Origin of the sequence: Xanthomonas sp. BRIP62409, assembly GCF_003992965.1 — a bacterium.
In the GTDB taxonomy this organism is placed as follows: domain Bacteria; phylum Pseudomonadota; class Gammaproteobacteria; order Xanthomonadales; family Xanthomonadaceae; genus Xanthomonas; species Xanthomonas euroxanthea.
This window is the reverse complement of sequence record NZ_QEZJ01000012.1, coordinates 151375-176084: the sequence shown is the minus strand read 5'-3', so window position 1 is coordinate 176084 and position 24710 is coordinate 151375. Positions and strand designations below refer to the sequence as shown.

General features: G+C 66.1%; 18 protein-coding genes and 1 pseudogene. 7 read left to right on the top strand and 12 right to left on the bottom strand.

Annotated features, from left to right (window positions below; all coding sequences use genetic code 11):
* The first annotated feature begins 44 nt into the window (after window positions 1-44).
* The 5 genes from ppk1 to lpxH all read left to right on the top strand — a co-directional run bounded on the left by ppk1 (window position 45) and on the right by lpxH (window position 6561).
* Entirely contained in the window at window positions 45-2147 is a 2103-nt protein-coding gene (gene ppk1, locus EO170_RS03180) for a polyphosphate kinase 1 (RefSeq protein WP_126942481.1), read from the top strand.
* Between the two features lie 62 nt (window positions 2148-2209).
* Entirely contained in the window at window positions 2210-3730 is a 1521-nt protein-coding gene (ppx, locus tag EO170_RS03175) for an exopolyphosphatase (protein ID WP_026064255.1), read from the top strand.
* A gap of 229 nt (window positions 3731-3959) precedes the next feature.
* Complete coding sequence (locus EO170_RS03170; RefSeq protein WP_126942418.1) at window positions 3960-5096, top strand: glycosyltransferase family 1 protein; 1137 nt, start codon at window positions 3960-3962, stop codon at window positions 5094-5096.
* Entirely contained in the window at window positions 5077-5619 is a 543-nt protein-coding gene (locus EO170_RS03165; RefSeq protein WP_126942415.1) for a phosphatase PAP2 family protein, read from the top strand. The genes EO170_RS03170 and EO170_RS03165 overlap by 20 nt, the downstream gene beginning before the upstream one ends.
* Window positions 5620-5817: 198 nt before the next feature.
* Entirely contained in the window at window positions 5818-6561 is a 744-nt protein-coding gene (lpxH, locus tag EO170_RS03160; protein ID WP_104582295.1) for a UDP-2,3-diacylglucosamine diphosphatase, read from the top strand.
* A gap of 250 nt (window positions 6562-6811) precedes the next feature.
* Here the strand turns inward: lpxH and EO170_RS03155 are convergent, their stop codons facing one another.
* The 11 genes and pseudogenes from EO170_RS03155 to EO170_RS03110 form a co-directional block, all read right to left on the bottom strand.
* Window positions 6812-7231 carry a hypothetical protein gene (locus tag EO170_RS03155; protein WP_104582294.1) on the bottom strand — a complete coding sequence of 140 codons (420 nt, stop codon included), beginning with the start codon at window positions 7229-7231 and terminating at the stop codon, window positions 6812-6814.
* A 132-nt stretch (window positions 7232-7363) separates the two neighbouring features.
* Window positions 7364-8617 (bottom strand): zinc-dependent metalloprotease, encoded by a 1254-nt coding sequence (locus EO170_RS03150; protein ID WP_126942412.1) that lies wholly within the window; start codon window positions 8615-8617, stop codon window positions 7364-7366.
* Window positions 8618-9067: 450 nt separating this feature from the next.
* Window positions 9068-9880: a ferritin-like domain-containing protein gene (locus tag EO170_RS03145; RefSeq protein WP_206513971.1), complete on the bottom strand. Its 813-nt coding sequence runs from the start codon at window positions 9878-9880 to the stop codon at window positions 9068-9070.
* A gap of 268 nt (window positions 9881-10148) precedes the next feature.
* Window positions 10149-11615 (bottom strand): amidophosphoribosyltransferase, encoded by a 1467-nt coding sequence (purF, locus tag EO170_RS03140; RefSeq protein WP_104582292.1) that lies wholly within the window; start codon window positions 11613-11615, stop codon window positions 10149-10151.
* 30 nt (window positions 11616-11645) lie between these two features.
* Window positions 11646-12392, bottom strand: a complete 747-nt coding sequence (locus EO170_RS03135) for a CvpA family protein (protein WP_126942406.1) — start codon at window positions 12390-12392, stop codon at window positions 11646-11648.
* Between the two features lie 221 nt (window positions 12393-12613).
* Complete coding sequence (locus EO170_RS03130) at window positions 12614-13681, bottom strand: SPOR domain-containing protein (protein WP_126942403.1); 1068 nt, start codon at window positions 13679-13681, stop codon at window positions 12614-12616.
* 59 nt (window positions 13682-13740) lie between these two features.
* Entirely contained in the window at window positions 13741-15033 is a 1293-nt protein-coding gene (gene folC / locus EO170_RS03125; RefSeq protein WP_126942400.1) for a bifunctional tetrahydrofolate synthase/dihydrofolate synthase, read from the bottom strand.
* 134 nt (window positions 15034-15167) lie between these two features.
* Window positions 15168-15677, bottom strand: a complete 510-nt coding sequence (locus EO170_RS03120; RefSeq protein WP_104582288.1) for a hypothetical protein — start codon at window positions 15675-15677, stop codon at window positions 15168-15170.
* A gap of 89 nt (window positions 15678-15766) precedes the next feature.
* On the bottom strand, window positions 15767-16411 hold the full coding sequence (locus EO170_RS03115) for a histidine phosphatase family protein (RefSeq protein ID WP_016902223.1): 645 nt from the start codon (window positions 16409-16411) through the stop codon (window positions 15767-15769).
* A gap of 134 nt (window positions 16412-16545) precedes the next feature.
* Window positions 16546-16694, bottom strand: a pseudogene (locus EO170_RS21425) (S46 family peptidase); the annotation flags it as partial.
* Window positions 16695-16706: 12 nt separating this feature from the next.
* Window positions 16707-18788 (bottom strand): phospholipase C, phosphocholine-specific, encoded by a 2082-nt coding sequence (locus EO170_RS03110; protein WP_126942397.1) that lies wholly within the window; start codon window positions 18786-18788, stop codon window positions 16707-16709.
* Between the two features lie 194 nt (window positions 18789-18982).
* On the opposite strand from EO170_RS03110, the gene EO170_RS03105 reads away from it, so the two are divergent.
* Together EO170_RS03105 and tdh are read left to right on the top strand one after the other, a co-directional pair.
* Window positions 18983-21328: a TonB-dependent receptor gene (locus EO170_RS03105; protein ID WP_126942394.1), complete on the top strand. Its 2346-nt coding sequence runs from the start codon at window positions 18983-18985 to the stop codon at window positions 21326-21328.
* Window positions 21329-22001: 673 nt separating this feature from the next.
* Window positions 22002-23036, top strand: a complete 1035-nt coding sequence (gene tdh / locus EO170_RS03100; RefSeq protein ID WP_206513970.1) for an L-threonine 3-dehydrogenase — start codon at window positions 22002-22004, stop codon at window positions 23034-23036.
* Between the two features lie 653 nt (window positions 23037-23689).
* Here tdh and EO170_RS03095 read toward each other — a convergent pair.
* Window positions 23690-24406 carry a TorF family putative porin gene (locus EO170_RS03095; RefSeq protein WP_024938543.1) on the bottom strand — a complete coding sequence of 239 codons (717 nt, stop codon included), beginning with the start codon at window positions 24404-24406 and terminating at the stop codon, window positions 23690-23692.
* Window positions 24407-24710 lie beyond the last annotated feature (304 nt).

The window sequence follows — 24710 nt, the reverse complement described above, 5'->3', positions numbered from 1 at the left end:
GCGCTGTCACGCCGCACACCATCTCCGTCTTGATGACCGATTCCATGGGCCACGCCAAACACTTGCACGACATCACCCCTTCCGAAGACGTCGCCACCGATCCGCTGCGCGATCCGTCGCTGTACATCAACCGGGAACTGTCGCAGCTGGACTTCAACTTCCGGGTGCTGGCACAGGCGATGGACGACCAGGTGCCGTTGCTGGAACGGCTGCGCTTCCTGTGCATTTCCTGCACCAATCTGGATGAGTTCTTCGAAATCCGCGCGGCCACCGTGCGGCATGCGCAGGAATTCGGCCTGCCGCCGGCACCGGACGGGTTAAGCCCGACGGCCATCCTCAACGCGGTGCACGACCGCGCGGCCAAATTGGTCGAGCAGCAGTACCACGTGTGGAACGAGGTGCTGCGCCCGGCGATGGAGACGGCAGGCGTGGCGGTACTTGGGCGCTCGACCTGGAATTCGCGTCAGAAACGCTGGCTACGGGCCTATTTCCGCAACGAGATCATGCCGGTGCTGTCGCCGCTGGGCCTGGACCCGGCGCATCCGTTTCCCAAGATCCTCAACAAGACCTTGAACATCGTGGTGGTGCTGGAGGGCCAGGACGCATTCGGGCGCGCCGGTCATCTGGCCATCGTGCGTGCGCCGCGGTCGTTGCCGCGCATCATCCAGCTGCCGGCGAGCCTGTCGCCGGAGGGCGCGCAGAGCTTCGTGTTCCTGTCCTCGGTGCTGTCCGAGTTCGTCGACGAGCTGTTCCCGGGCATGCAGGTCAAGGGCTCGTATCAGTTCCGCGTCACCCGCAACTCCGAACTGGTGGTGGACGAGGAAGAAGTCGAGAACCTGGCGCTGGCCTTGCGCGACGAACTGGTCACGCGCGGCTATCGCCCGGCGGTGCGCCTGGAGATCGCGCACGACTGCCCGGCGCCGATCATGCGCACCTTGCTGCAGAACTTCGGCCTGAACGAAAACGCGGTGTATCGCATTGTCGGGCCGGTCAATCTGAGCCGCGTCATCCAGGTCTACGACCTGGTGCAGCGCCCCGAATTGAAATATCCGTTGTTCAATCCGCGCACCTTGCGCGACACCGACGGCATCTTCCAGATCGTCAGCAAGGGCGATGTGTTGTTGCACCATCCCTTCGATGCGTTCACCGCGGTACTGGACGTGATCCGTCAGGCCGCGGTCGACCCGAACGTGCTGGCGATCAAGCAGACGCTGTACCGCACCGGCAAGGACTCGTTGATCGTCGATGCGCTGATCCTGGCCGCGCGCAACGGCAAGGACGTCACCGTGGTGGTGGAGCTGCGCGCGCGCTTCGACGAAGAGGCCAACCTGGGCCTGGCCGACAAGCTGCAGGAGGCCGGCGTGCAGGTGGTGTACGGCGTGGTCGGCTTCAAGACCCACGCCAAGATGCTGCTGATCGTGCGCCGCGAGGGACGCAAGCTCAAACGCTATGTGCACCTGGGCACCGGCAACTACCACAGCGGCACCGCGCGCCTGTACACCGACATCAGCCTGATCACGGCGGATGTGGAAATCGGCAACGATGTGCACATGCTGTTCCAGCAATTGTCCGGGCTCGCGCCGCGCATGAAACTGGAGCAATTGCTGCAGTCGCCCTTTACCCTGCATGCCGGCGTGTTGAAGCGGATCGAGCGCGAAACGCGGCTGGCCCGCACCGGCCGCCCGGGCCGCATCATCGCCAAGATGAATGCCCTCAACGAGCCGCAGGTCGTGCGCGCGCTGTATACCGCCTCGCAGGCCGGTGTGCAGATCGACCTGATCGTGCGCGGCGCGTGCACGCTGCGGCCGGGCGTGCCCGGCGTCTCCGACAATATCCGCGTGCGCTCGATCGTGGGGCGCTTCCTGGAACATAGCCGCGTGTACTGGTTCGGCAACGATGGCGCGGCAGAGCTGTACTGCGCCAGCGCCGACTGGCTGGAACGCAACCTGCTGCGCCGCGTGGAGACCTGCTTCCCGATCCTGGATCCGGATCTGGCCAAGCGCGTCTACCGCGAAGTGCTGCAGAACTACCTGGACGACAACGTCAATGCCTGGGAACTGGATGCCGAAGGCGTCTATCACAAGCGCGTCCCCGGCCCTGGCGAGCCGGCACATTCGGCGCAGATGACCTTGCTCGAGCGGATCTGAAGGGGCGCGGGCGCGGCCCCTCACGGGGCCAACGGCCCATCGGCTACCATGCGCCCATGCCAATGCCCTCCCCCACGATCCCGCCCCTGCGCGATGGCGATTTCCTTGCCGCCATCGACTTAGGGTCCAACAGCTTCCACATGGTCATTGCGCGCTACCTGATGGGTCAGCTGCGTGTGGTCGATCGCCTGCGCGAAACCGTGCGCATGGCCGACGGCCTGGATGGCAAAGGTGGCATCTCCAACGAGGCGCGCCAGCGCGCGCTCGAATGTCTGGCGCGTTTCGGCCAGCGCATCCGCGAAGTACCATCGTTGCGCGTGCGCGCGCTGGCCACCAACACGGTGCGCCAGCTGCGCTCGCCGCAGGCGTTTCTGATGCCGGCCGAAACCGCGCTCGGGCATGCGATCGAAGTGGTCAGCGGACGCGAGGAAGCGCGCCTGATCTATCTCGGCGTTGCGCATGCGCAACCGCCCAAGCCAGATCAACGCCGGCTGGTGATCGATATCGGCGGCGGCTCGACCGAGTTCATCATCGGCCGCGGGTTCCAGACCCTGGAACGCGAGTCCCTGCAGGCCGGCTGCATCGCCAGCACGCGGCGCTTCTTTCCCGGCGGCAAGCTGTCGAAGAAGAAATGGAAGGATGCCCTGACCGAGATCGGCGCAGAGTTCCAGCAATTCGCCAATCAGTACAAGGCGCTGGGCTGGCACGAGGCGATCGGCTCGTCGGGCACGCACAAGGCCATCGGCGAGATCTGTGCGGCGATGAAGCTCACCAAGGGCGCGATCACTGCCGAGGCGCTGCCGGCGCTGCGCGACGAACTGCTCAAGGCCAAGCGCATCGAGGACATCCAGTTGCCCGGCCTGGCTGCCGAACGCCGGCCGATCATCGCCGGCGGCATTCTGGTGCTGGAAGCGGCGTTCCAGGCCCTGGGGCTGGAAAAGCTGATGGTCAGCAAGGCGGCGATGCGTGAAGGCATCCTCTACGACATGCTCGGACGCGGCGGCGAGAACGACCCGCGCGACAGCTCGGTGGCCTCGCTGGTGCAGCGTTACGGCATCGACGAAGTGCAGGCGCAGCGCGTGGAGGCCACGGCCTGCCGCCTGTTCGACCAGGTCTGCGAGTCCTGGCAGCTGGATGGCGACGACGCGCAGGTGTTGCGCCGCGCCGCCCGCCTGCACGAGCTGGGGCTGATCATCGCGCACAGCCAGTATCACGTGCACGGCAGCTACATCCTGGAGCACTCGGATATCGCCGGTTTCTCGCGGCAGGAGCAGCAGGTACTGGCATCGCTAGTGCGCACGCATCGGCGCAATGTGCCCAAGACCGCGTTCGATGCGCTGCCGGATCGGTTGCTGCTGCCAACCCGACGCAAGGCCGCACTGCTGCGGCTGGCGGTGCTGCTGCATCGCGCGCACGAATCCGACCCGATTCCGACCCTGGAACTCACCGCCGATGACACCCGCCTGTCATTGATCCTGTCGCAAAGCTGGATCGACTCGCGCCCGCTGCTGCGCGCCGACCTGATCGGCGAAGTCGAAAGCATGGCCGGGCTGGGGATTGCGTTCAAACCGTTTGTGACCTGAGGCCTGCGGCCTCAGGCGGGAATCGGGAATGGGGATTCGGGAATAGTCGACCACGGAGCTCTGAGAAGTTCTGACTGGTGGCGATTGCGCTAAACGAGTGCAGCACGCTGCCTTTGCGATTCCCCATTCCCCATTCCCCATTCCCGGCTCCACTGTCACCACCGCGACTTGTGGGCGCAACATCCATGCCATCGCCCTCCCGGAAGCTAGCGAAAACCGGAGAACGGGCATGCGCTACGCGATCGTTACCGAAACCTATCCCCCTGAAATCAACGGTGTTGCGCTGACCGTGCACGGGCTGGAGACCGGCCTGCGCGCACGCGGACACCAGGTGGACGTGGTGCGTCCACGGCAGAGCGGCGATACGGATGCGGCCACGGCCCTGCTGGTGCGCGGTGCATCGCTGCCGCGCTATCCGGGACTGAAATTCGGGCTACCGGCAACACAACGCCTCGTGCGTCATTGGCAGATCACGCAACCGGATGCGGTCTATGTGGCCACGGAAGGCCCCTTGGGCTGGTCGGCGATGCGTGCGGCACGCCGACTGGGCATCCCGGTCGCCACCGGCTTCCACACGCGGTTCGACGAGTACCTGCCCGACTACGGTGCCGCCTGGCTGCAGGGCACCGCGTTGCGCTGGATGCGCCGCTTCCATAATCAGGCCGAGGCCACGCTGGTGCCCACGCGCGAGCTGCAGCAGTTCCTGCGCGACGGCGGCTTCGAGCGGGTGCAGCTGCTGGCGCGCGCGGTGGACAGCCAGCAGTTCGATCCGGCCCGGCGCGATCCGGCCCTGCGTGCCGAATGGGGCATCGAAGGCGAAGGCTTCGCCGCGATCTACGTCGGACGCATCGCCAATGAAAAGAATCTGCCGTTGGCGATCCGCGCCTTCCGCAAGTTGCAACAGATCCGCCCGAAGGCGCGCTTCGTCTGGGTCGGCGATGGCCCGGCACGCGAAAAGATCGCGCATGAAAATCCGGACTTCCTCTTCTGCGGCGTCCAGCGCGGCGCGGCGTTGGCACGCCACTTCGCCAGCGGCGATCTGTTCCTGTTCCCCAGCCGCAGCGAGACCTTCGGCAACGTGACCCTGGAGGCAATGGCCAGCGGTGTGGCCACGGTCGCCTTCGACTACGGCGCCGCGCGCGAGTATCTGCGCAACGGCCACAGCGGTGCGGCTGTGGAGAACGATGAGGCGTTCATCCAGGCCGCCGTCGCACTCACCGAGGACGATGCGCTGCGCCGGCGCCTGGGGGCTGCGGCCGCACAGGCGATGAAGAAACTGCATCCGGACACGGTGGTGTCCGACTTCGAGGCCTTGCTGATGGGCATCACCGCGACACGGGGGCGTTATGTCGGCAACGCGGCTTGAGCTCCTGCGCGGTCACGAAGCGCGCTGGTGCCGGCGCGCCAATCACTGGTGCCGGCGCCACCCGGTGCGGCGTGCATTCGCCACCATCAGCCGGCTCGGCGATGGGGTGTTCTGGTACAGCCTGATGGGTTTGCTGGTGCTGCTCGACGGCATGGACGGCGTGCGTGCATCTGCGCACATGGCCGCCACCGGCGTGCTCGCGCTGAGCTTGTACAAGTCGCTCAAGCGCTGGACGCGCCGACCACGCCCGTACGCGGCCGACGTGCGCATCCGCGCCTGGGTGGCACCGCTGGACGAGTTCAGCTTTCCGTCCGGCCACACCTTGCACGCGGTGTCCTTCAGCATCGTGGCGGTGGCCTACTACCCGTGGCTGGCACCGGTGCTGGTGCCGTTTTCGGCCGGCGTGGCGCTGTCGCGCGTGGTGCTGGGCCTGCACTATCCCAGCGATGTGCTGGCTGCCACGGCGATCGGCGTGGTGCTGGCCAGTCTGTCGCTGTGGGGAGTGCCGGTGCTGCTCGGCTAAGCGTGAGATCTGCCATCGCCGTGCTTGCCTGACCAAGCCGATGCCCCTCGTCGCCCAGCCGGCCGTTCCCGGCGCTCGCGCCGCAATGCAACGCTCCAGCAATTCCCCATTCCCCATTCTCGATTCCCCATTCTCGATTCCCCACCCCGATTCTCCATTCCCGATTCCCGTCCCGCGCTGCCGCCGTACAATGGCGCAATGACGACCCTGTTCATTTCCGACCTGCACCTGGATCCGGCCCGGCCGGCGATCACCGAGCTGTTTCTGGACTTCCTGCGCACGCAGGTGCCGGGCAGCGACGCGCTCTACATCCTCGGCGATCTATTCGAAGCCTGGATCGGCGATGACACGCCATCGACCGCTGCCGATGCGGTGGCCGTGGCGCTGCATGCGGTGGCCGATAGCGGCGTGCCGGTGTTCTTCATGCCGGGCAATCGCGACTTCCTGGTGGGCGAGGCATACGCGCAACGCGCCGGCTTCCGCATCCTGCCCGATCCCACGGTGGTCGACTTGTACGGACACCCGACCCTGCTGATGCATGGCGACCTGCTGTGTACCGACGACACCGCCTACCAGGCGTTCCGTGCACAGACGCGCGATCCGGTCTTCCAGGCGCAGTTCCTGGCGCAGCCGCTGGCCGCGCGGGTCGCCTTCGCGCAGCAGGCACGCGCTGCCAGCCAGGCGCGTCATGCAGAACTCAAGCAAGGCGACCAGTCGCGCTTCGAGACCGTCACCGATGTCACCCCGGCCGAGGTGGAAACCACCTTCGTGCGCTATGGCCTGGACCGTCTGATCCATGGCCATACCCATCGCCCTGCGATCCACACCCTGCAGGCCGGCGGCCAGACCTGCACCCGCATCGTGCTGGGCGACTGGTACGAACAAGGCTCGGTACTGCACGTGGATGCCGACGGCGTTTCGCTGGAGCAGCTGAGTCTTTAACGTGGCTGTCAGCAGCTAGCGAGCGGCCAGCTCGACGCAGGCCGCTCGTCCGGAACCCGTTTGCAAGCGACAGACCGCGATGGGCACAGGCCGCGCCGTCTGCAGGCGAGCGTCTTGCTTCGAGATCAGGCATGCGCATCCTCGGCGTGCTGCTCACCCGTGCTGGAATGCAGCTTGACGCGCTGTCGGCACGCCTGCTCGCGACAGCCTGCTGATACGTAACCGCACGGTCATGCAGTATCCAGAAGCATCACTGCATGCTGCGCGCATGTTCGGCATAGTCGACGAAGTCGGCGTTGACCACGTCGTACCAGAGCACCGTGCCATCGGCCTGCACGCGGAAACGATCGCGCACCGGGTTGGTCTGCGGGTCGCCGGGGCACTCGTTGCCATGCCGCTCGCGCACTGCGAAGTCGAACGCATCCGCTGCGGACTCAGCGTCGTCTTCCTCGACGATGCTGATGCAGTTGTCCGGATAGAAATGGTCAGCCTGCAGCCGGGTTTCCAGCACATGCAGCGCGCGGGCGCGGGCATCGTTGCCGGTCGGCGCGGCCGGCGCGGACACGGCCGGTGTGGGTGGCGCAGGGGCTGGGTCGGCAGGTTGCTGTTTGCAGCCGGCAACTGCCAGCGCGGCCAGGCACAGCGCCGCGTAACGCAGGGACTTGGACATGGGTGCTCCGCTCCGCAGGACACGCCGGCGACAACCGGCAGTGCCTCTAGTCTGCGCGATCACTGCGCCTGCGTGTAGCGGCAAAGGCCCGGCACCTGCGGTGCCGGGCCGACAGCGGTAGACGCGTGGCCCTCAGCGGAAGCCGGCGATGGTGGCCTTGGTATTGACCAGCACGCGCTGATTGTCGGCGGTGCTGGCATTGCCCATCGGCACGCCGTTGTAGCTGATGTTGGGGTTGGACCAGTAGTTCAGGCGCGGGCAGCCGCTGCTGCAGTCGTAGGCCATGATGGTGCGCCAGCTGTTGCCATAGCGATAACCGTGTCCGTACGCGTACGGCGAGGTGCTCGGGTCGTTGGTGGCGTCATGACGGGCGCTCTGCAGATGGCCGATTTCATGCGCGAAGCTGTAATAGCCGGTGGCGCAATCCCAGTACACCGAGGCGAACGCGGTCGCGGCGGTAGAGCCGATCCCCGATGCCAGGCCGCAGTAGCTGCTGTTGTTCAACACGATCACGCCCACATCGGCGGTGTAGGTGTTGCGGCTGGTGTGGATGCTGTCCATGTAACCATCGTTGGTCACGCGGAAGCGCTGCAGGTCGGTGGTGAAATTGCCGGTTTCGCTGTAGCTGGTGGTCTCGTAACGCGCCAGTTGCAGGGTGATGCCGACATTGCTGTTGATGTAGCCCTGGTTGGCCTCGGCCACTGCCAGTTGCACCAGCGACTGCATGTTGCCGCCGTAGGCGGTCACCGCCTGATTGGTCGCCACCACCAGCACGCGGATGGTCGCCGGGCTGCCCGACGATGCGGCGGCTGCGGTGACGCGCCCGTCGCTGGGCATCTCGATCTTCGGCAGCAGGCTGTATTCGGCCGGGTGCTCCTGCGGCAAGCGGCTTTCCTCCACCTGCACCAGGACGTGGCGGCCATCGGCGAGCGGACGCAGCCGATACAGCTTGCCGGCGTAACGGATGGTGCCGGTGACAGTATCGCCGCTGCGCACCAGGATGGCCGAGTTCAGCGGATCCACCCCCGACAGCGTACGGGCACGGGTCCCGGCGCGCGGGCCGAGATTGCCGTACCACACGCTATCGCCGCCTTCCAGGGCATCGACCTTGGCCTGGGTGGCGGTGATGGTCTGCCCGTCCAACTGCAGCTCCAGCAGCTTCTCCGAGGCGGTCACCGCATCGGCGTCGAGCTGGACCACCTGCGCGTTGGCTGTGGACGGTGCGCTGAGCAGGCGCTGCAACGAGGGCTCGGCAGTGGCGGTGGCGGCCGCACTTCGGCTCAACGCCGGGCCGGATTGATACAGCGGCTTGCCGGCAGCGGCGGCCGAACCGGCCAGACACATGGCAATCAGACCCACCGTGGTGCACATCGACTTCGACTTCATCGTCTCTCTCTCCTTAGACATGGAAGTAACGGATGTGAAACACCGGGCCCCTGCCCCCGGGACGCCATTAAGGCGCGCCGTGCCGTACGGATTGCAAGTTGTTACAAAAGAAAATTACGTTTTTGTGATGTCTGCCGTTGAATGGATGCGATTCCGGCGGCTGCATGGAAGGACCCAGCGCACAGTCCGGCAGTCGAAGGCGCATTGCGACGCACGTCGCCTGCGGCATCCGGCGACATCGAGTCCGCGTGACTGCCGGGGGCGACCGGTGGCGGCACGCACTGATGCGGCGCGTTGCGCGCGTTCCGCACGCAGTGCGCCCGGTGCTGCATGCACGACACGGCGGGCACGTTTCAGCAGCGCGGCAACGGTACTGGCCGATTCGATCTGCCCGCCTACGGCGCTCGAGCAAGCGTGCAACTACGGCCCACGCCTCCCACCACCGGCTGCTCAGCCGGCCTGCTCCACCAGATCGGCCAGTTCGTCCTCGTCGAAGCCGGCAAGCAGCCGCGCCTGCAGATTGAACGGCCCGTGCAGGTAACCGCCGGCGTACTCATGCAGCAGCGCCTTGAAGCGCGCGCGCGGCTCGATGCCGGCCTGCGCGCAATACCAGCGGTACCAGCGCGAGCCGGCCGCCACGTGCGCCACTTCCTCGCGCAGGATGGTGTCCAGCACCTCGGCAGTGGCGGTATCGCCGAGCGAACGCAGTTTGACGATCATCGCCGGCGTCACATCCAGCCCGCGCGCTTCCAGCACGCGCGGCACCAGCGCCATGCGCGCCAGGCCGTCGCGTGCGGTTTTCTCGCACATTTCCCACAGGCCGTTGTGCGCAGCGAAGTCGCCGTAGTCGTGGTCATGTGCGTGCAACCGCGCGCGCAGCAGCATGAAGTGGCGCGATTCGTCATCGGCCACACCAACCCAGTCGGCATAGAACGCCTCCGGCAGCCCACGGAAGCGATACACCGCATCCCAGGCCAGATCGATGGCGTTGAGCTCGATATGCGCGATGGCGTGGATAAAGGCGGCGCGCCCTTCCAGGCTGCCCAGCCCACGCCGCGGCACCTGCCGCGGATGCACCAGCACCGGCCTGGCAGGCCGGCCCGGCATGCGGATCGGCTGCGGTGGCGCTGCCTGCGGCGATGGCAGCGGCAAGGTGCCGGCGCGGAACGCGGCCGCATGCCGCTGCGTCAATGCGACCTTCTCCAGCGGATCGGCCGCCTGCAGGCAGGCATGTGCGGCTTGCAGAAGATCCATCGTGTCCATCACTCCGTCTTTGCGATAAACCGCAGGGCCGACAACACCGGCAGTTGGCGCTTCACGCTGCAGCGGCGATCGCTACCCCGACGCCGCCATCGCATGTTCGGTCTGCGCACATCCACAGCGGCTGGCGACACTGCCGCACCACCGCAGCGCACGCCATGTCGCGCCCGGCTGCAGCCAGCTGACGCGATCACCACGCAGCCGGTCGGCATGGCACAGGGACGCCATGCCATGCCTGGGGAGCGCCGGCCTGCAGCGCTAGCGCAGACCCTTACGCGCGGCGACGCTTCTTGGCATCGTCCGAGCGCAGCTGCTGGATGCGTTCGAAATAGCCCGGCTCGATGCCGGTGATGTATTCGCCGTTGAAGCACGAGGAATCGAACTGCTGGATGTCCGGGTTGCCTTCGCGCACCGCCACTTCCAGGTCTTCCAGATCCTGGTAGATCAGCCAATCGCAGCCGAGGAATTCCTGGATTTCCAGCTCGCTGCGGCCATGCGCGATCAGTTCTTCGGCCGCCGGCATGTCGATGCCGTAGATATTGGGGTAACGCACGGGCGGCGCGGCAGAGGCCAGATACACCTTGCGTGCACCGGCGTCGCGCGCCATCTGCACGATCTGCCGGCTGGTGGTGCCGCGCACGATCGAATCGTCGACCAGCAGCACCACGCGGTTGCGGAATTCCAGGTGGATCGGATTGAGCTTGCGACGCACCGATTTCTGCCGCTCGCCCTGCCCCGGCATGATGAAGGTCCGGCCCACGTAGCGATTCTTGACGAAGCCCTCGCGGTACTTCACCCCGAGCACGTTGGACATCTCCAGCGCCACATCGCGCGAGGTGTCCGGAATCGGAATGATGGTGTCGATATCGTGATCCGGGCGCAGGCGCAGGATCTTCTCGCCCAGCTTCAGGCCCATGCGCATGCGCGCCTTGTGCACCGAGATGTTGTCGATCATCGAATCCGGGCGCGCGAAGTACACATACTCGAAGATGCACGGCGCGTTGACGGTCGGCGCGGCGCAGACTTCCGAAAACAGCTCGCCGCGCGCGGTGATCACCATCGCCTCGCCGGGGCGCAGGTCGCGCACGCGCTGGTAGCCGAGGATGTCCAGGGCAGCCGATTCGGAGGAGACGATGTATTCGGTGCCTTCGGCGTGCTCGCGCTTGCCCAGCACCAGCGGACGGATGCCGTGCGGGTCGCGGAAGGCCACCAGTCCCAGGCCCAGCACCACGCTGACCACCGCATAGCCGCCCTTGCAGCGGCGGTGCACGCCGGCCACCGCGCGGATCGCCGCCTCGGGGGTGAGCATGCGCTGCGCGTCCAGCTCGTAGGCGAACACGTTCAGCAGCACTTCGCTGTCCGAATCGGTGTTGATGTTGCGGCGGTCGGCCTCGAACACCTGCTGGCGCAAGGCCTCGGTGTTGATCAGGTTGCCGTTGTGCGCCAGCGCGATGCCGTAGGGCGAGTTGACGTAGAACGGCTGCGCCTCGTCCATGCCTTCCGAGCCTGCGGTCGGATAGCGGCAATGCGCGATGCCGACACGGCCTTCCAGCACCGCCATCTTCTTTTCGTCGAAGACATCGCGCACCAGCCCGTTGGCCTTTTGCACGCGCAGGCGCGTGCCGTCTGCGGTGGCGATGCCTGCGGCGTCCTGCCCACGATGCTGCAGGACGGTCAGGCCGTCATACAGCTGCCCGGCGACGTTCTGGTTGCCGACAATACCGACGATGCCACACATGGTGCGCGTTCTCCGCTACGGCTTGCGCCGTTACTGTGAAGGGGGCCGTGCCTGGCCTTGGGGCTCGACCCGAGCCGGGTCGCTTTCTCCGCCGCGAACCTGCGCCGGATCGATATTGGCCGGCATCGCCTGCGCCGGATTGCGTCCGTCGCTGGCAGCTTTGCCGGGTTGTCCAAGCGCACGCGTGATGGTGTCACTCAGACCGGACCCGGACAGCGCCTTGCCCAGGTCCGTATTATCGCCTGCCGAGGGCAACTTCCCCAACTCCGTTGGCAGGTTGCCGAGTTCCATCGATGGCATGTCCATCGACGGCATCCGCCAGGCCGGCAGTTGCGCCCGCATCCAGCTCGCGCCCGGCGACAGCATCGGCATCAGCATCGACTGGCGCCAGGCCGGCTCGCGCGGCAGCGGCGTGAAGCTCATCAGCAGCACCAGCACGCTGGCCAGAAAGCCGCCGCGCACCAGGCCCAGGCCGAAGCCGAGCATGCGGTCCATCCCGCCCAGGCGCACCGCATCCACGCCGGCGCGGATCACCATGCCGATCACCGCCACGGTGATCAGCACGCCGACGAACACCATCGCGTAGCCGCCGAACGACTCGGTGGCCGACGGATGCTTGCCATCGGCGATCCAGCGCGCGGCCGGGCCGCCGAACTGGAACGTCGCCCAGCCGGCCAGCAACCACGACAGCGTGCCCACCACGATGGCGACAAACCCGCGCAGCAGGCCCAGCAGCGCCGATACCAGGATGATGACGCCCAGCACCATGTCGATCATTGCCCACTTCTCCGCGCGGCGCGCACGCCGCTGGTCCAACCTGGCTCGGTGTTCATTGCGCTCCCCTCCATGGGTGTGAGGCGATCAGGAATCCGCTCGCCGCCGGCGATACCACCCGAAACGGTGACCCGGCATGCTGCGGACGAGCCGCACCACGCAGCGAACCACCCGACTGCCGATCCTCGGCACTGACCGCGCCCGCCCGATGGCGGCGCAGTGGCTTACGGATGCGGACGCACCATGCCGGAAATGCCGACCTTGGCCGCCACCTGCGCGCGCAGCTGTTCGGCATCGCCGCGATTGGCGACCGGGCCGACGCGCACGCGGTTGAGCGCGCCCTTGTCGGTGCGCACCTGTTCGACGAAGGCGCTGAAGCCGGCGGCGCGCACGCGGTCGCGCAAGGCGTCGGCGTCTTCGGCGCGCCCGAAGGCGCCCAGCTGCACCGCAAAGCCGACCGAGCTGGCTGCAGGCGCTGCCGGCGCGGCGGGCGCCGCGACGACCGGCTTGGCGGGCTCGGGCTTGGCCGGCTCCGTTTTCGCCACCTCCGGCTTGGCCGGGGCAGGCTTGGGCGCTTCGGCCGGCTTGGGCGCGGCGGTCACCGGCTTGGCCGGCTCCGGCGGCAGGCTTTCGGTCTTGGTCGGGGCGGTCGTGCCGGCGGCGGCCGCGCTGCTGTTCGGCTTGGCGGCCGTTGCGGGCGCCGGCGTGCTGGCTGCCGGCGCCGGCGCGGCGGCGTTGGCATCCAGCGTCACCACCTGGGCGTTGACATCGCTGCGCACTTTCACCGCCTGCAGGCGCGCCGCTTCGGCCTGGGCCTGATCGACATACGGCCCCACGCGCACGCGCCAAGCCGGGCGGCCGTTGATCTGGGTCTTTTCGCTGAAGCCGGGCAGCTGCGCCTGCTTGAGCCGCGCCAGTACCGCATCGGCATCGGCGCTGGTGGCGTAGGCACCGAAGTTGACCGCGTAGTTGCCGGCCGCCACCTCGGGGGCCGATGGCGTACTGGCCGGGTTGGCCAGATCGGCTGCGTCCGGGTTGTCCTGCACCGCGGCCGGCGCGGTGGCGGCACCGCGCATGCCCAGCGCGCCACCGGCCGGCGCATCGCCCGGGGTGACCAGCGGCAATTCGCGGGTCTCGAACTCGCCATTGGCCGGTGCGGCAGGTGCCTCCAGCGGCACGTCGGCCACGCCGCTCGACGGCGCAGGGCCCTTGACCAGCATCGGCAGGAAGATCACGGCGAGCGCCACCAGGACGATGGCGCCAATCAGTCGCTGTTTCAGAGCAGTATCCACGTAGAGAGACGAAAGGCGGCGTGGCGGGGTGCCGCGGCGATTATAAGGCCGCAGCCGGGCTACCGCCCCGGGTGGACTGAACGAAGTGCGTTTAGCGCGTCGGCAACGGTATGAAACGAGCCGAACACCAGCACCCGATCACCGGGGGCGGCCTGCGCCAGCACTGCGCCCAATGCGCCCGCCACGTCGCCGTGACATACCGCCTGCGCTGCCGCACTGCCCTGCAGACGGGCCTGCAAGGCCTGCGCCGACTGCCCACGCGCGCCGTCCAGCCCGGCCAGGGTCCAGTGGTCGACCTGCGTGGCCACCGCCTCCACCACGCCTAGCACGTCCTTGTCCGCCAGTGCCGCGTAGATGGCATGCGTGCTGCCCGTGTGCGCCTGCGCGCCCAGTGCATCGGCCAGCGCGCGCGCGGCCTGCGGGTTGTGGCCGACGTCCAGCAGCACCTGCACGCCATCGACGTCACAGCGCTGCAATCGCCCGACCACCTGCGCGCTGGAAATTCCCTGCGCCCACGCGGCATCGGGCAGCGCTTCCGGCAAGGCCTGCAGCGCGGCAATTGCCGCGGCCGCATTGGCCAGCTGCACCGGCGCGTGCAGGGCCGGCATCGGTAGTTCCAGCGTCACCGCGACATCGCGCCAGCGCCACTGCGGCGCTTCCGGATGCTGCGCCTCGATCGGCTCGAAGAAGTAATCGCTGCCGGCGCGGATCGCGTTGGCGCCCAGCTGGTAGGCACGCCGCAATACGCTCGATGGCGGGTCGATTTCGCCCAGCACCACCGGCTTCCAGGCGCGGATGATGCCGGCCTTCTCGGCGCCGATCGCTTCGCGGTCTTCGCCCAGCCAATCGGTATGGTCGATATCCACGGTGGTGATCACCGCCACATCCGAGTCGACGATATTGACTGCATCCAGGCGCCCGCCCAGGCCGATTTCCAGCACCGCCAGGTCCAGCGCAGAGCGCTGCAGCAGCCACAGCGCCGCCAGCGTGCCGTATTCGAAATAGGTCAGCGTGGTGTCGCCGCGCACTGCCTCGACCGCTGCAAATGCCTCGACCAGCGCGGCATCGCTCGCATCGACGCCATCGATGCGCACACGCTCGTTGTAGCGCAGCAGATGCGGCGAGGTGTAGCTGCCCACCTTCCAGCCGGCGGCGCGCCCGATCGCCTCGATGAAGGCCACGGTGGACCCCTTGCCATTGGTGCCGCCGACCACGATGACGTGCCTGGCAGGCGCGGCAAGCTGCAGACGTGCCGCCACCTCGCGCACGCGCTCCAGGCCCATGGCAATGGTGCTTGGATGCTGCTGCTCGATATAGACGAGCCAGTCGGAGAGGGAGTCGGTTGCGTTCACGGCGGGGACTGCGCAGGAAGAACCGCATTATCGCGAATTTTCAGGCCCTCACGTAGTCGGACAAACGACGCCATCTTGCCCAGGCGCATGCGCCTGTCGTTGCCGACTCCAATTGTCTGTGTCGGACGTCCCGATCACCGGGCGTCTTCGATCGCTGCAACCCGCATTCCCAACAGCGAGCGCTGACCGGTCAACACCACGGTCACCTGCTGATCGAGATGCCGACGATAGAGCGCCTCGCTGACGCACAGATGGCCGGGAAACCGATTTTCCAGCGGCCCGCCACGCAATCGGTATTTGCACGAACGCCCGCTTTGAAAGTACTCGACCTGCATCACATGCGTTTCCTTGAAATCGACACCGGCCATACGCGTGTACACCCACGGCGCCCCTAGAGCCAGTACGAGCCAGCACAGAAATCCCAACAGCGGCGGCGCCAGGCAGATCGCCAGAACCGTGTTCAGCGGCTGCGTACCGAAGACCGCCTTCCATCCGCCGATGCGATAGGCCGGCGCAAAGATCAGCACCGTCAATGCGCCTCCCAGCAGCACCATCGGCGCTACCCAGTTCCGACCAGAAAGAAACGGTGCGGGAATGAAGTCGGAAAACACCGCTAGCGCCAACAGGCCGCACACACTGCCCAAGACAGCGCACCGAAGCACCTTGGGCCAGTTGGCGATGGTCCGGCGATGACGCACCACAGCGCGATCCTGCATCCTTGCCGGGCGTTGCCTTACAGCGCCCGATGCTTGGCTTCGCCAAAGAACGGCGTGTGGTGCGCGCAGTCGTTCAGGCGCACCACTTCCAGGTGATCCACGTCCTCGCCTTCGAGCAGGTTGAGCGTGGTCGGCGCCTGGCGGAAGGTCCACAGCCGGGACAGCGGCAGGCCCAGGATCTTGCACAGGATCACGCGGTTGACCGCATCGTGCGCGACCACCAGCAAGGTGTCGGCCGCGCCCAGGCCTTCGGCCGCGCGCGCCAGGCCGCGCCAGCTGCGGTCCAGCACCTGCCGCAGGGACTCGCCGCCGGGCATCAGCACGGTATCGGGCTCGTCGCGCCAGGCGCGCAGACGTGCCGGATCCTTGTCGTTGATCTCGCTGGCCAGCAGGCCTTCCCATTCGCCGTGGGCGATTTCCTGCAGGTCTGCATCGGTCTGCAGCAGGCTTTCGCGGTTGCTGCCCAGCGCCAGCCTGGCGGTGGCCTGCGCACGCGACAGCGGCGATGCCACCGCGCGGGTGATCTCCAACGATTGCAGACGCGCGCCGAGGGCGGCGGCCTGGCCTTCGCCGACCGGCGACAGCGGGATATCGATCTGGCCCTGGTAACGGCCTTCGGCGTTCCACGGCGTCTCGCCGTGACGGGCAAGCAGGATGCGCATGCGCGAGGGATTCCTTGGGGAAGGGGCCGGCTCGCCGCAGCGAAACGGGAGCGCATGATAACCCCTCCCGCTGCGGCGCCGGCCGCCCGCGTCGGCACACGCCGAATTCCGGCAACAGCTGCGATGCCGGGCGACTCCGGCATGACCCAGCGCAAATACCGGCTATCCACGGCGACCGTGCGGGTCATCGCCGGATCGAAGAGCCCGTTGCAGCCCACCGACGCTCGGTTGCCGTCGAGGCCAGAACAACCCGCCTCCCCTGCGCGTCCATCACCGGTGCGCCCCCGGCGCCGGCTCAGGCGCGCCCGAATGCCGGATCGCTGCGGCTGGGCCTGCCGGTTTCCAGATGCCCGGCCAGGCGGCGGCGGAATGCCGCGCCCGGTTGTTCCAGCACCAGGTCGTACCAGTGATCACTGGCAGCAAGCGCCAGACGCACGGTCTGGCGCTGACCTGCAGCCAGGTGCAGCGAGCGCGCGGTCGGGTCTGCGTAGTCCAGCGCGCGCAGTTGCAGCGTGCACGGCTGCTGCCCGGCATTGCCGATGTCCAGCACCAGCGCCTCGCCGTCCTGCCGCGCCTCCAACCATGGCGCAGCCGATTGCGTCCCGGCCGCAGCGAGGTCGCCGGCGAATTCGCGCAGGAAGCCATTGGGTCCATGCACGCTCAGCGCATAGGTACCGTTGTGCGCAGCGCCGACCGGCACATCGTCGAGGCGGGTGCCGGGCAATACGGTGTAGTACCACGGGCCCCCACTCGCAGCGCTGGTGTAGACGTTGAACGCGGCTGCCGCAGCGCCGCTGTTGACGAACTGCAGCTGCACGCCGCCGTCGCCCTGCTCGCGCGCATGCACCTGCAAGGCATACGGCAACGCGCGCGCCGGACGTTGTCCCGGCTCCTGCCGCGGCATGCCGGCCTTGGCCGGCGGCACCGGTAGCGGCTTGTTGCGCACCGCGGCGGTGCGCGCGCGGTAGTCGTCGACCGACGGCAATGCGCGCAGTGCCGAATCGTCCGGCTTGCGGAAATCGAACACGCTGGTCAGATCGCCACTGACCGCGCGACGCCACGGGCTGATGTTGGGTTCGGCCACACCGAAGCGGCGTTCCAGCAAGCGCAGCACCGAGGTGTGATCGAACACCTGCGAATTGACCCAGCCGCCACGCGTCCAGGGCGAGATCACCAGCATCGGCACGCGGATGCCCAGCCCCATCGGCACACCTTCGTAGACCTCCCCGCGCGTATCGACATTGCTGCGCCCCATGCGCGCATCCAACGCCGGCAGCGCTGCGGGCACGTGATCGAAGAAGCCGTCGTTCTCGTCGTAGTTGATGATCAACGCGGTCTTCGCCCACACCTGCGGGTTGGCGGTGAGCGCGTCGATCAGGCGCGCCACCAGCGATTCGCCGTAGGCCGGCGGCGCTTCCGGATGCTCGCAGTACGCGGTGGGCGGCACGATCCAGGACACCTGCGGCAAGCGATCGGCCTGCACGTCGGCGGCGATTGCGGCGATCAGATGATCGGCCTGCGTGGTGGCGGCATTGTCTGCAGTGGACCCGGGTACGCAGGCACGTGCACGTCGATAGCGTTCGTCGCTCGGGTGCAGATCGCGGTAGTGCGAAAAATACGCCAGCGAGTTGCAGCCGAAGTTGTCGTACTCCTGGTACACGCGCCAGTCCACGCCTGCGGCCTGCAGGCGCTGCGCATAGGTGGTCCAGTCCATCGCCGCATAACCGGGCTTGTCGCGCGCCATGTCGGCGGTCCAGTTGCCATCGTCGGCATTGGTCACCGCCTGCGCGCCGAGATTGCCCACGCTCGGGCCGCTGGTGCCGGTGAACAGATACATGCGATTGGGATTGGTCGGCCCGTGCAATGAACAGAAATAGCCATCGCAAATGGTGAACGCATCGGCCAGTGCGTGGTAGTACGGGATGTCGTGACGCTGGAAATATCCCATCGTCAATTCGCCCTTGTACGGCACCCAGGCGTCGTACTCGGCCCAGCGCGCCGGGTCCTGCCCGTGGCCGGCTTTCCACGAATGATCCAGGCTCTTGATCAACGGCGCGCAGGTGCTTTGCGAATCGAAAGCAAACGGCAGCAGGCGACGACCATCGGCGGCCGGCTGGCTCCATACCGGGTGACCGTCGCGCAGCTGCAACGGACGCGGATCGCCGAAGCCGCGCACGCCGCGCAGCGCACCGAAGTAATGATCGAAGGAGCGGTTTTCCTGCATCAGGATCACCACGTGTTCGATGTCGCGCAGCGTGCCGGTGCGCGAGTTGGCCGGCAGCGCGAGTGCGCGGCCGATCGAGGACGGCAAGGCGCCGGCGGCAGTCAGCGCGGCGACGCGCTTGAGGAAATCGCGGCGCGAGGGGGAGGACGTCATGGCTACTGGACCTGCAAGAAATACATGTACATCGCCGCGCAGTGCGGCTGGGTACGACACGTATAGCGGGCAAGCACGACAGTTTTGCGACAGCCACCGTCATCAATGTTTCATACGTCGTTGACACCCTGCGTCGCGAAACGCCGGTCCTGCACCGTGCGTTGCCCTCAGCCGTGCTCGAACAGGATTCCCCCATGACTTCCGCTCGCCGTTTTCGTGTCACTCCGCTGGCGCTTGCCCTGGCCGCGCTGCTCCCCGCCATCGCCTCTGCTGCCACACTGGCGGCCGATCCGGTTGCCGGTGCAGATGCGCCGGTAGCCGATGCCCCGGCCAGCGTGGCCGATGCTGCCACCAACGCCACCCAACTGGATGCGATCAACGTGGTGTCGCAAGGCAGCACCCGCCAGGTCCAGCGCATCAGCCGGCAGGACATCGAGCAGCTGACCCCGGGCAGCAGCGCCTTCAAGGCAGTGGAAAAACTGCCGGGCGTGCAGTTCCAGTCGGCCGATCCGTTTGGCACCTACGAGTGGTCCACGCAGGTCACCCTGCACGGCTTCGATCAGAGCCGGCTGGGTTACACGCTCGATGGCATTCCGCTCGGCAACATGAGCTACGGCGTCACCAACGGCCTGCACATCACCCGCGCCATCATTTCGGAAAACCTCGGCTCGGTGGAAATCGCGCAAGGCGCCGGTGCGCTGGGCACTGCGTCCAACACCAACCTTGGCGGCACCATGCAGTTCTACTCGGCCGACCCGCAGAGCACGCCGGGCCTGCGCCTGGTGCAGACGGTCGGCAGCGATGCCACGCGCCGCACCTTCGTGCGCGGCGACACCGGCGATCGCAACGGCTTGTCGGCGTACCTGTCATATGCCAATGCCAGCACCGACAAATGGAAGGGCTTCGGCGACCAGCAGTCCGAGCAGGCCAACCTCAAGACCGTCTACCAGTGGGGCGACGGCAACCGTCTGAGCCTGTTCGTGGATACCTCGCGGCGCAAGGAATACGACTACATGGACCTGTCGTTGACCAGCCAGCGCGCACTGGGCTGGGACTACGACTACCTGCAGCCGGATTGGGCCACCGCCGTGCAGATGGCGCGTGCGTATCAGAACACCGGCGCCACCAGCGGCGTGGCCAACGGCTATCCGCAATCGCTGGCCGGGCTGCCCGACGATTACAGCTGGCTCGATGCCAGCTACTACGCGGGTGGCGGCCTGCGCCGCGACAACCTGGCCGGGCTGTCGGGCACGTTCGTGTTCGGCGGCGCCACCCTGGATGCCACCGGCTACTACCATGCCAACCGTGGTGAAGGTCAGTGGGTGACGCCCTATGTGCCGACGTCTGCGCAGGTTCCGCTGTCGATGCGCACCACCGACTACGGCCTGGATCGTTACGGCGGCACCAGCGCATTGAAATGGTCGTGGGGCAACCACGATCTGGAAGTGGGCCTGTGGGCGGAAAACGCACGTACCACGCAGCAGCGCAACTACTTCGCGCTCGGCAACGAGGGCTATACCTCGCTGTACAACGTGTACGAAGTGCAGACGCCGTTCCGCCGCGATTTCCTGCAGCGCTACACCACCCAGACCCGCATGCTGTACCTGCAGGACAGCGTGCGCCTGCTCGACGACCGCCTGACCATCAACTACGGTGCAAAGGCGCTCAGCACCACCACGCGTGCGCAGTCCCTGGTGCCGACCACCGCGCTGGCACAGGGCCGCATCCGCGCCGAAGACAATTTCCTGCCGCAGGTTGGCGTGAACTACAAGCTGGACGAGCGCCAGGACATCTACGCCTCCTATAGCAAGAACATCGCCGCATTCGGCTTCACCCCGTTCGGCACCTCGCAGGCGGCGTTCGACCGCAGCAGCTCCACGCTGGAGCCGGAAGAATCGCAGACCGTGCAGGTGGGTTACCGCGTGCAGGATGCGCAGTTCCAGCTGTCGGCCGACGCCTACTTCACCAAGTTCTCCAACCGCTTGTTGACCACCTCGCCATGTAGCGCGGTGCAGACCTGCGCGGCGATCCTGAGCAATGTGGGTGCCGTGCATAGCGCAGGTGCGGATCTGGCCTTGATGTGGCGTCCGATGGAAGGCCTGAGCTGGTTGAATTCGCTGTCGTGGAATCGCTCGCGCTACCAGGACGATTACCTCAACAACGGCGTGGTCGCCACCTCCGGCAAGGACGTGGTCGGCATCCCCGCGTTGATGTTCTCCTCCAGCGCGAGTTACCAGCTCGGCAACCTGCGCCTGGATCTGGACGGCAAGTACGTCGACAAGCGCTACATCACCTTCCTCAACGATTCGCAGGTGCCTTCGTACTGGCTGTTCAATGCGGGCGCGCGTTACGACTTCGGTCGCGTGGGCGGGGTGGCCGATGTGGCGTTGGCGCTCAACATCACCAACCTCACCGACAAGCGCTATTTCGCCAGCACCGGCACCAACGGCTACGTGGCCTCCGATCCGGATGGCTACAACCAGACCATGGTGGTCGGCGCACCGCGGCAGTACTTCATGAGCCTGGATGTGAAGTTCTAAGCAGCTTTGCACCACCTAAGGCGCCCTCATCCGGCGCTATGCGCCACCTTCTCCCGCATGCGGGAGAAGGCATGCCGACACTCCCCGATACCTCGAGCAGGTCGGCAAGTTTCTTTTCCGGGCCTTCACGCCTTCACGCCTGCTTGGCCGCTCCGTATCTCGGCCTCATCTGCTTGTTGTCTCCCCAGCTTTTCCTTGTTTTTCCTAATTCTCTTCTGTCTTCCCCGCTTTTCCTTTCTGCCTTCCCTGCGTGTCTGCCCTCCCTGCATGGACACCGACGCATTCACGCAAGGCGTCGATCGCATCGGCCCGCTGCGGTGGCCCTTCCTGCACTGCAACTTGCCTGCTTGTTGACTTACGTGCTTGCTGGCTTCCCTGCGCCTCGAATTCCTTACTTGTTGCCTCCCTGCTTCTCGAATTCCCCGCTTCTCGAATTTCCTGTTTGTTGCGTTCCCTGTTTCTCGACTTCCCGCCCTTCCCCCGCTTGCGGGGGAAGGGGCCCGAAGGGCGGATGGGGGCAACCGTCCCGCAACAAACACATGCTGTCTGCCAACCAACCCAGCGCCACCGCCGCCCCCGACCGCACGGGGACCATTGCTGTTGCACCGCCACATGCACTCACCGCGCGCCGCATATAATCGCCGCCTTACTTTCACTCAGCAGGTCCCGCCAGATGGCGCAGACGATGAAGGCGCTGGTCAAGCGCGAAGCAAACAAGGGCATCTGGCTGGAACAGGTCGCCATCCCCAGCCCCGGCCCCAACGAGGTGCTGATCAAGCTGGAAAAGACCGCGATCTGCGGCACCGACCTGCATATCTACCTGTGGGACGAGTGGAGCCAGCGCACCATCACCCCCGGCCTGACCATCGGCCATGAGTTCGTCGGCCGCGTGGCCGAGCTCGGTTCGGCGGTGACCGGCTACCAGGTCGGCCAGCGCGTGTCGGCCGAAGGCCACATCGTCTGCGGCCATTGCCGCAACTGCCGTGGCGGCCGCCCGCACCTGTGCCCCAACACGGTCGGCATCGGCGTCAACGTCAACGGCGCCTTCGCCGAGTACATGGTGATGCCGGCCAGCAACCTGTGGCCGATCCCCGACCAGATTCCCTCGGAGCTGGCCGCGTTCTTCGACCCTTACGGCAACGCCGCGCACTGTGCGCTGGAGTTCGACGTGATCGGCGAGGACGTGCTGATCACCGGCGCCGGCCCGATCGGCATCATTGCCGCCGGCATCTGCAAGCACATTGGTGCGCGCAACGTGGTGGTCACCGACGTCAACGACTTCCGCCTCAAGCTGGCGGCCGACATGGGCGCCACGCGCGTGGTCAACGTGTCCAAGACCTCGCTCAAGGACGTCATGGCCGACCTGCACATGGAAGGCTTCGACGTGGGCCTGGAAATGAGCGGCAACCCGCGCGCCTTCAACGACATGCTCGACTGCATGTACCACGGCGGCAAGATCGCCATGCTCGGCATCATGCCGCGCGGCGCCGGTTGCGACTGGGACAAGATCATCTTCAAGGGCCTCACCGTGCAGGGCATCTACGGCCGCAAGATGTACGAGACCTGGTACAAGATGACGCAACTGGTGCTGTCGGGTTTCCCGCTGCACAAGGTACTGACCCACCAATTGCCGATCGACGACTTCCAGAAGGGCTTCGACCTGATGGAAGAAGGCAAGGCCGGCAAGGTCGTGTTGAGCTGGAACTGATCGGCCAATACGCTTCAACGCAAAAGGCGCCGCAAGGCGCCTTTTGCATGTCCATCTTCAGAGCACTGGCTACGCAGCAGGCAAACTCACTGGTTGAGGGCGCGGCGCCTTTACCGCTCGCGGGACACGCGGTGAATCCATCCCTGCAGGCGCCTTGGCGGCATCCATCCATGCCGCCAAGGGTTCCGCAACCGGCAAGGACACCGCACCAGAGAAATAGTCTGTGACCGCATAAGAAAACGCTTCGCCCAACCTACATTGGATGTTGAGCCTGCACACCATTGTCGAACAGCGCGCACCGAGCACTGCTCCTACCGTGCACACCGACCATCTCGACTGGTCCTTGCCCGCTCACCGTCGCGGGACCTTACGCGGCATGGATGCCGCGTAAGAGCCTATAAGGACGTACTTGCGGCGTGTCCTGCGAGGGTGGGCGGGCAAGGGCCCTGCAGCCAGGCAGCAGATCAGTCGCTCCGCAAGTGATCTATCCGCACGATGCATCACTCAAAAACAAAACAAACGAGATTTGAGCCTCGGTGTCCTTCAAATTTAGACACTGAAGAACCCGGGCATCAACTCTTGTTACCGCCTCACCACTACCACTGCACGGCCGAGTCGTTAGAGCCGCTGTTCAAGCGATTACCATCACGGCATCACGGCCAGGTGACCGTGGCAGTCGCGACCAGATGGTTCTGCGAATTCTGCCGACCGAAGCCGAATTCCGCCGCCTCGCTGGTGTCGTAGTAGCCAACGCTCAGGCCCAGCGGACCGAAGGCCTTGCCGACATTCACGCCGAAGTCGTTGTAGTCGTGATCCACCTGACTCAGCGACGAGGTATAGACACTGTGCCCCGCATGCGCGCCGAAGGTGAAGTCGTAGGGCAGTGACCAGTTGGCATCCAGCGCGTAGTAGTAGCCATCGGTCTTGGTGCCGTAGAGATCGTTGGTGTAGGCAACGGTGAGGCTATAGGTTTTCAGGAACGTGGTCTTGGTGATCAGCTCGGCGTAATTGGACGCGCCCGCTCCCAGATACTGGTAGCGATTGACCATTACATCGAAATTGAAGTTGGTGCCCAGATCGGTGTTGTAGCCGACAAAGCCATCCACTTCCCAATCCGGATCGCCGGCACCGTAGTCGACGTTGGACGTCCAGGTGCCGATGTACAGGCCGAACGGCGTCTTATAGGTGAGTCCGGCCTGAAAGGCGGGCTCTTCATTGGTCTGCGAAATACCGCGGAACAGATAGTCGCTGGTCACCGCAAAGGTGCCGCTGAAGGGAGAAGCGGGGGCTTGTTCGTCCTGCGCCTGTGCCAACGGCACCACACCGAGCAGCAGCAACGACAGACAACACGCGAGCGAGGACGGCTTCATGGACATCTCCTGGAACGATGGGCGGTCGGATTGCGCAAGGCGGGACTGCCATGACTTCTTAGTCCAACCGTCATTGCAGCGCAACAGACAAGTCGCGCTCGCTTGACCTGGCGCACAAGCTTGAGAGCAGATGACGCCGGTCAGCGTTCTGTCTCATCGACCGCCCGCGCGGAATCTTGATGGGCCGGGAGTGGAGATTGGAGATTGGGTATTAGCAGGGATTCGCTTCGCTTTTGCGAATTCCCAATTCCCAATTCCCAATTCCCAATTCCCAATTCCAATCCCGAATCCCGAATCCCGAATC

Coding starts and splice junctions, on each gene's coding strand:
- EO170_RS03170 (WP_126942418.1), top strand. CDS start 3,960: ATGCGCTACGCGATCGTTACCGAAACCTATCCCCCTGAAATCAACGGT.
- EO170_RS03095 (WP_024938543.1), bottom strand. CDS start 24,406: ATGAAGCCGTCCTCGCTCGCGTGTTGTCTGTCGTTGCTGCTGCTCGGT.
- tdh (WP_206513970.1), top strand. CDS start 22,002: ATGGCGCAGACGATGAAGGCGCTGGTCAAGCGCGAAGCAAACAAGGGC.
- EO170_RS03105 (WP_126942394.1), top strand. CDS start 18,983: ATGACTTCCGCTCGCCGTTTTCGTGTCACTCCGCTGGCGCTTGCCCTG.
- EO170_RS03110 (WP_126942397.1), bottom strand. CDS start 18,788: ATGACGTCCTCCCCCTCGCGCCGCGATTTCCTCAAGCGCGTCGCCGCG.
- EO170_RS03155 (WP_104582294.1), bottom strand. CDS start 7,231: ATGTCCAAGTCCCTGCGTTACGCGGCGCTGTGCCTGGCCGCGCTGGCA.
- purF (WP_104582292.1), bottom strand. CDS start 11,615: ATGTGTGGCATCGTCGGTATTGTCGGCAACCAGAACGTCGCCGGGCAG.
- EO170_RS03145 (WP_206513971.1), bottom strand. CDS start 9,880: ATGGACACGATGGATCTTCTGCAAGCCGCACATGCCTGCCTGCAGGCG.
- ppx (WP_026064255.1), top strand. CDS start 2,210: ATGCCCTCCCCCACGATCCCGCCCCTGCGCGATGGCGATTTCCTTGCC.
- EO170_RS03115 (WP_016902223.1), bottom strand. CDS start 16,411: ATGCGCATCCTGCTTGCCCGTCACGGCGAGACGCCGTGGAACGCCGAA.
- EO170_RS03150 (WP_126942412.1), bottom strand. CDS start 8,617: ATGAAGTCGAAGTCGATGTGCACCACGGTGGGTCTGATTGCCATGTGT.
- EO170_RS03165 (WP_126942415.1), top strand. CDS start 5,077: ATGTCGGCAACGCGGCTTGAGCTCCTGCGCGGTCACGAAGCGCGCTGG.
- EO170_RS03135 (WP_126942406.1), bottom strand. CDS start 12,392: ATGATCGACATGGTGCTGGGCGTCATCATCCTGGTATCGGCGCTGCTG.
- lpxH (WP_104582295.1), top strand. CDS start 5,818: ATGACGACCCTGTTCATTTCCGACCTGCACCTGGATCCGGCCCGGCCG.
- ppk1 (WP_126942481.1), top strand. CDS start 45: ATGGGCCACGCCAAACACTTGCACGACATCACCCCTTCCGAAGACGTC.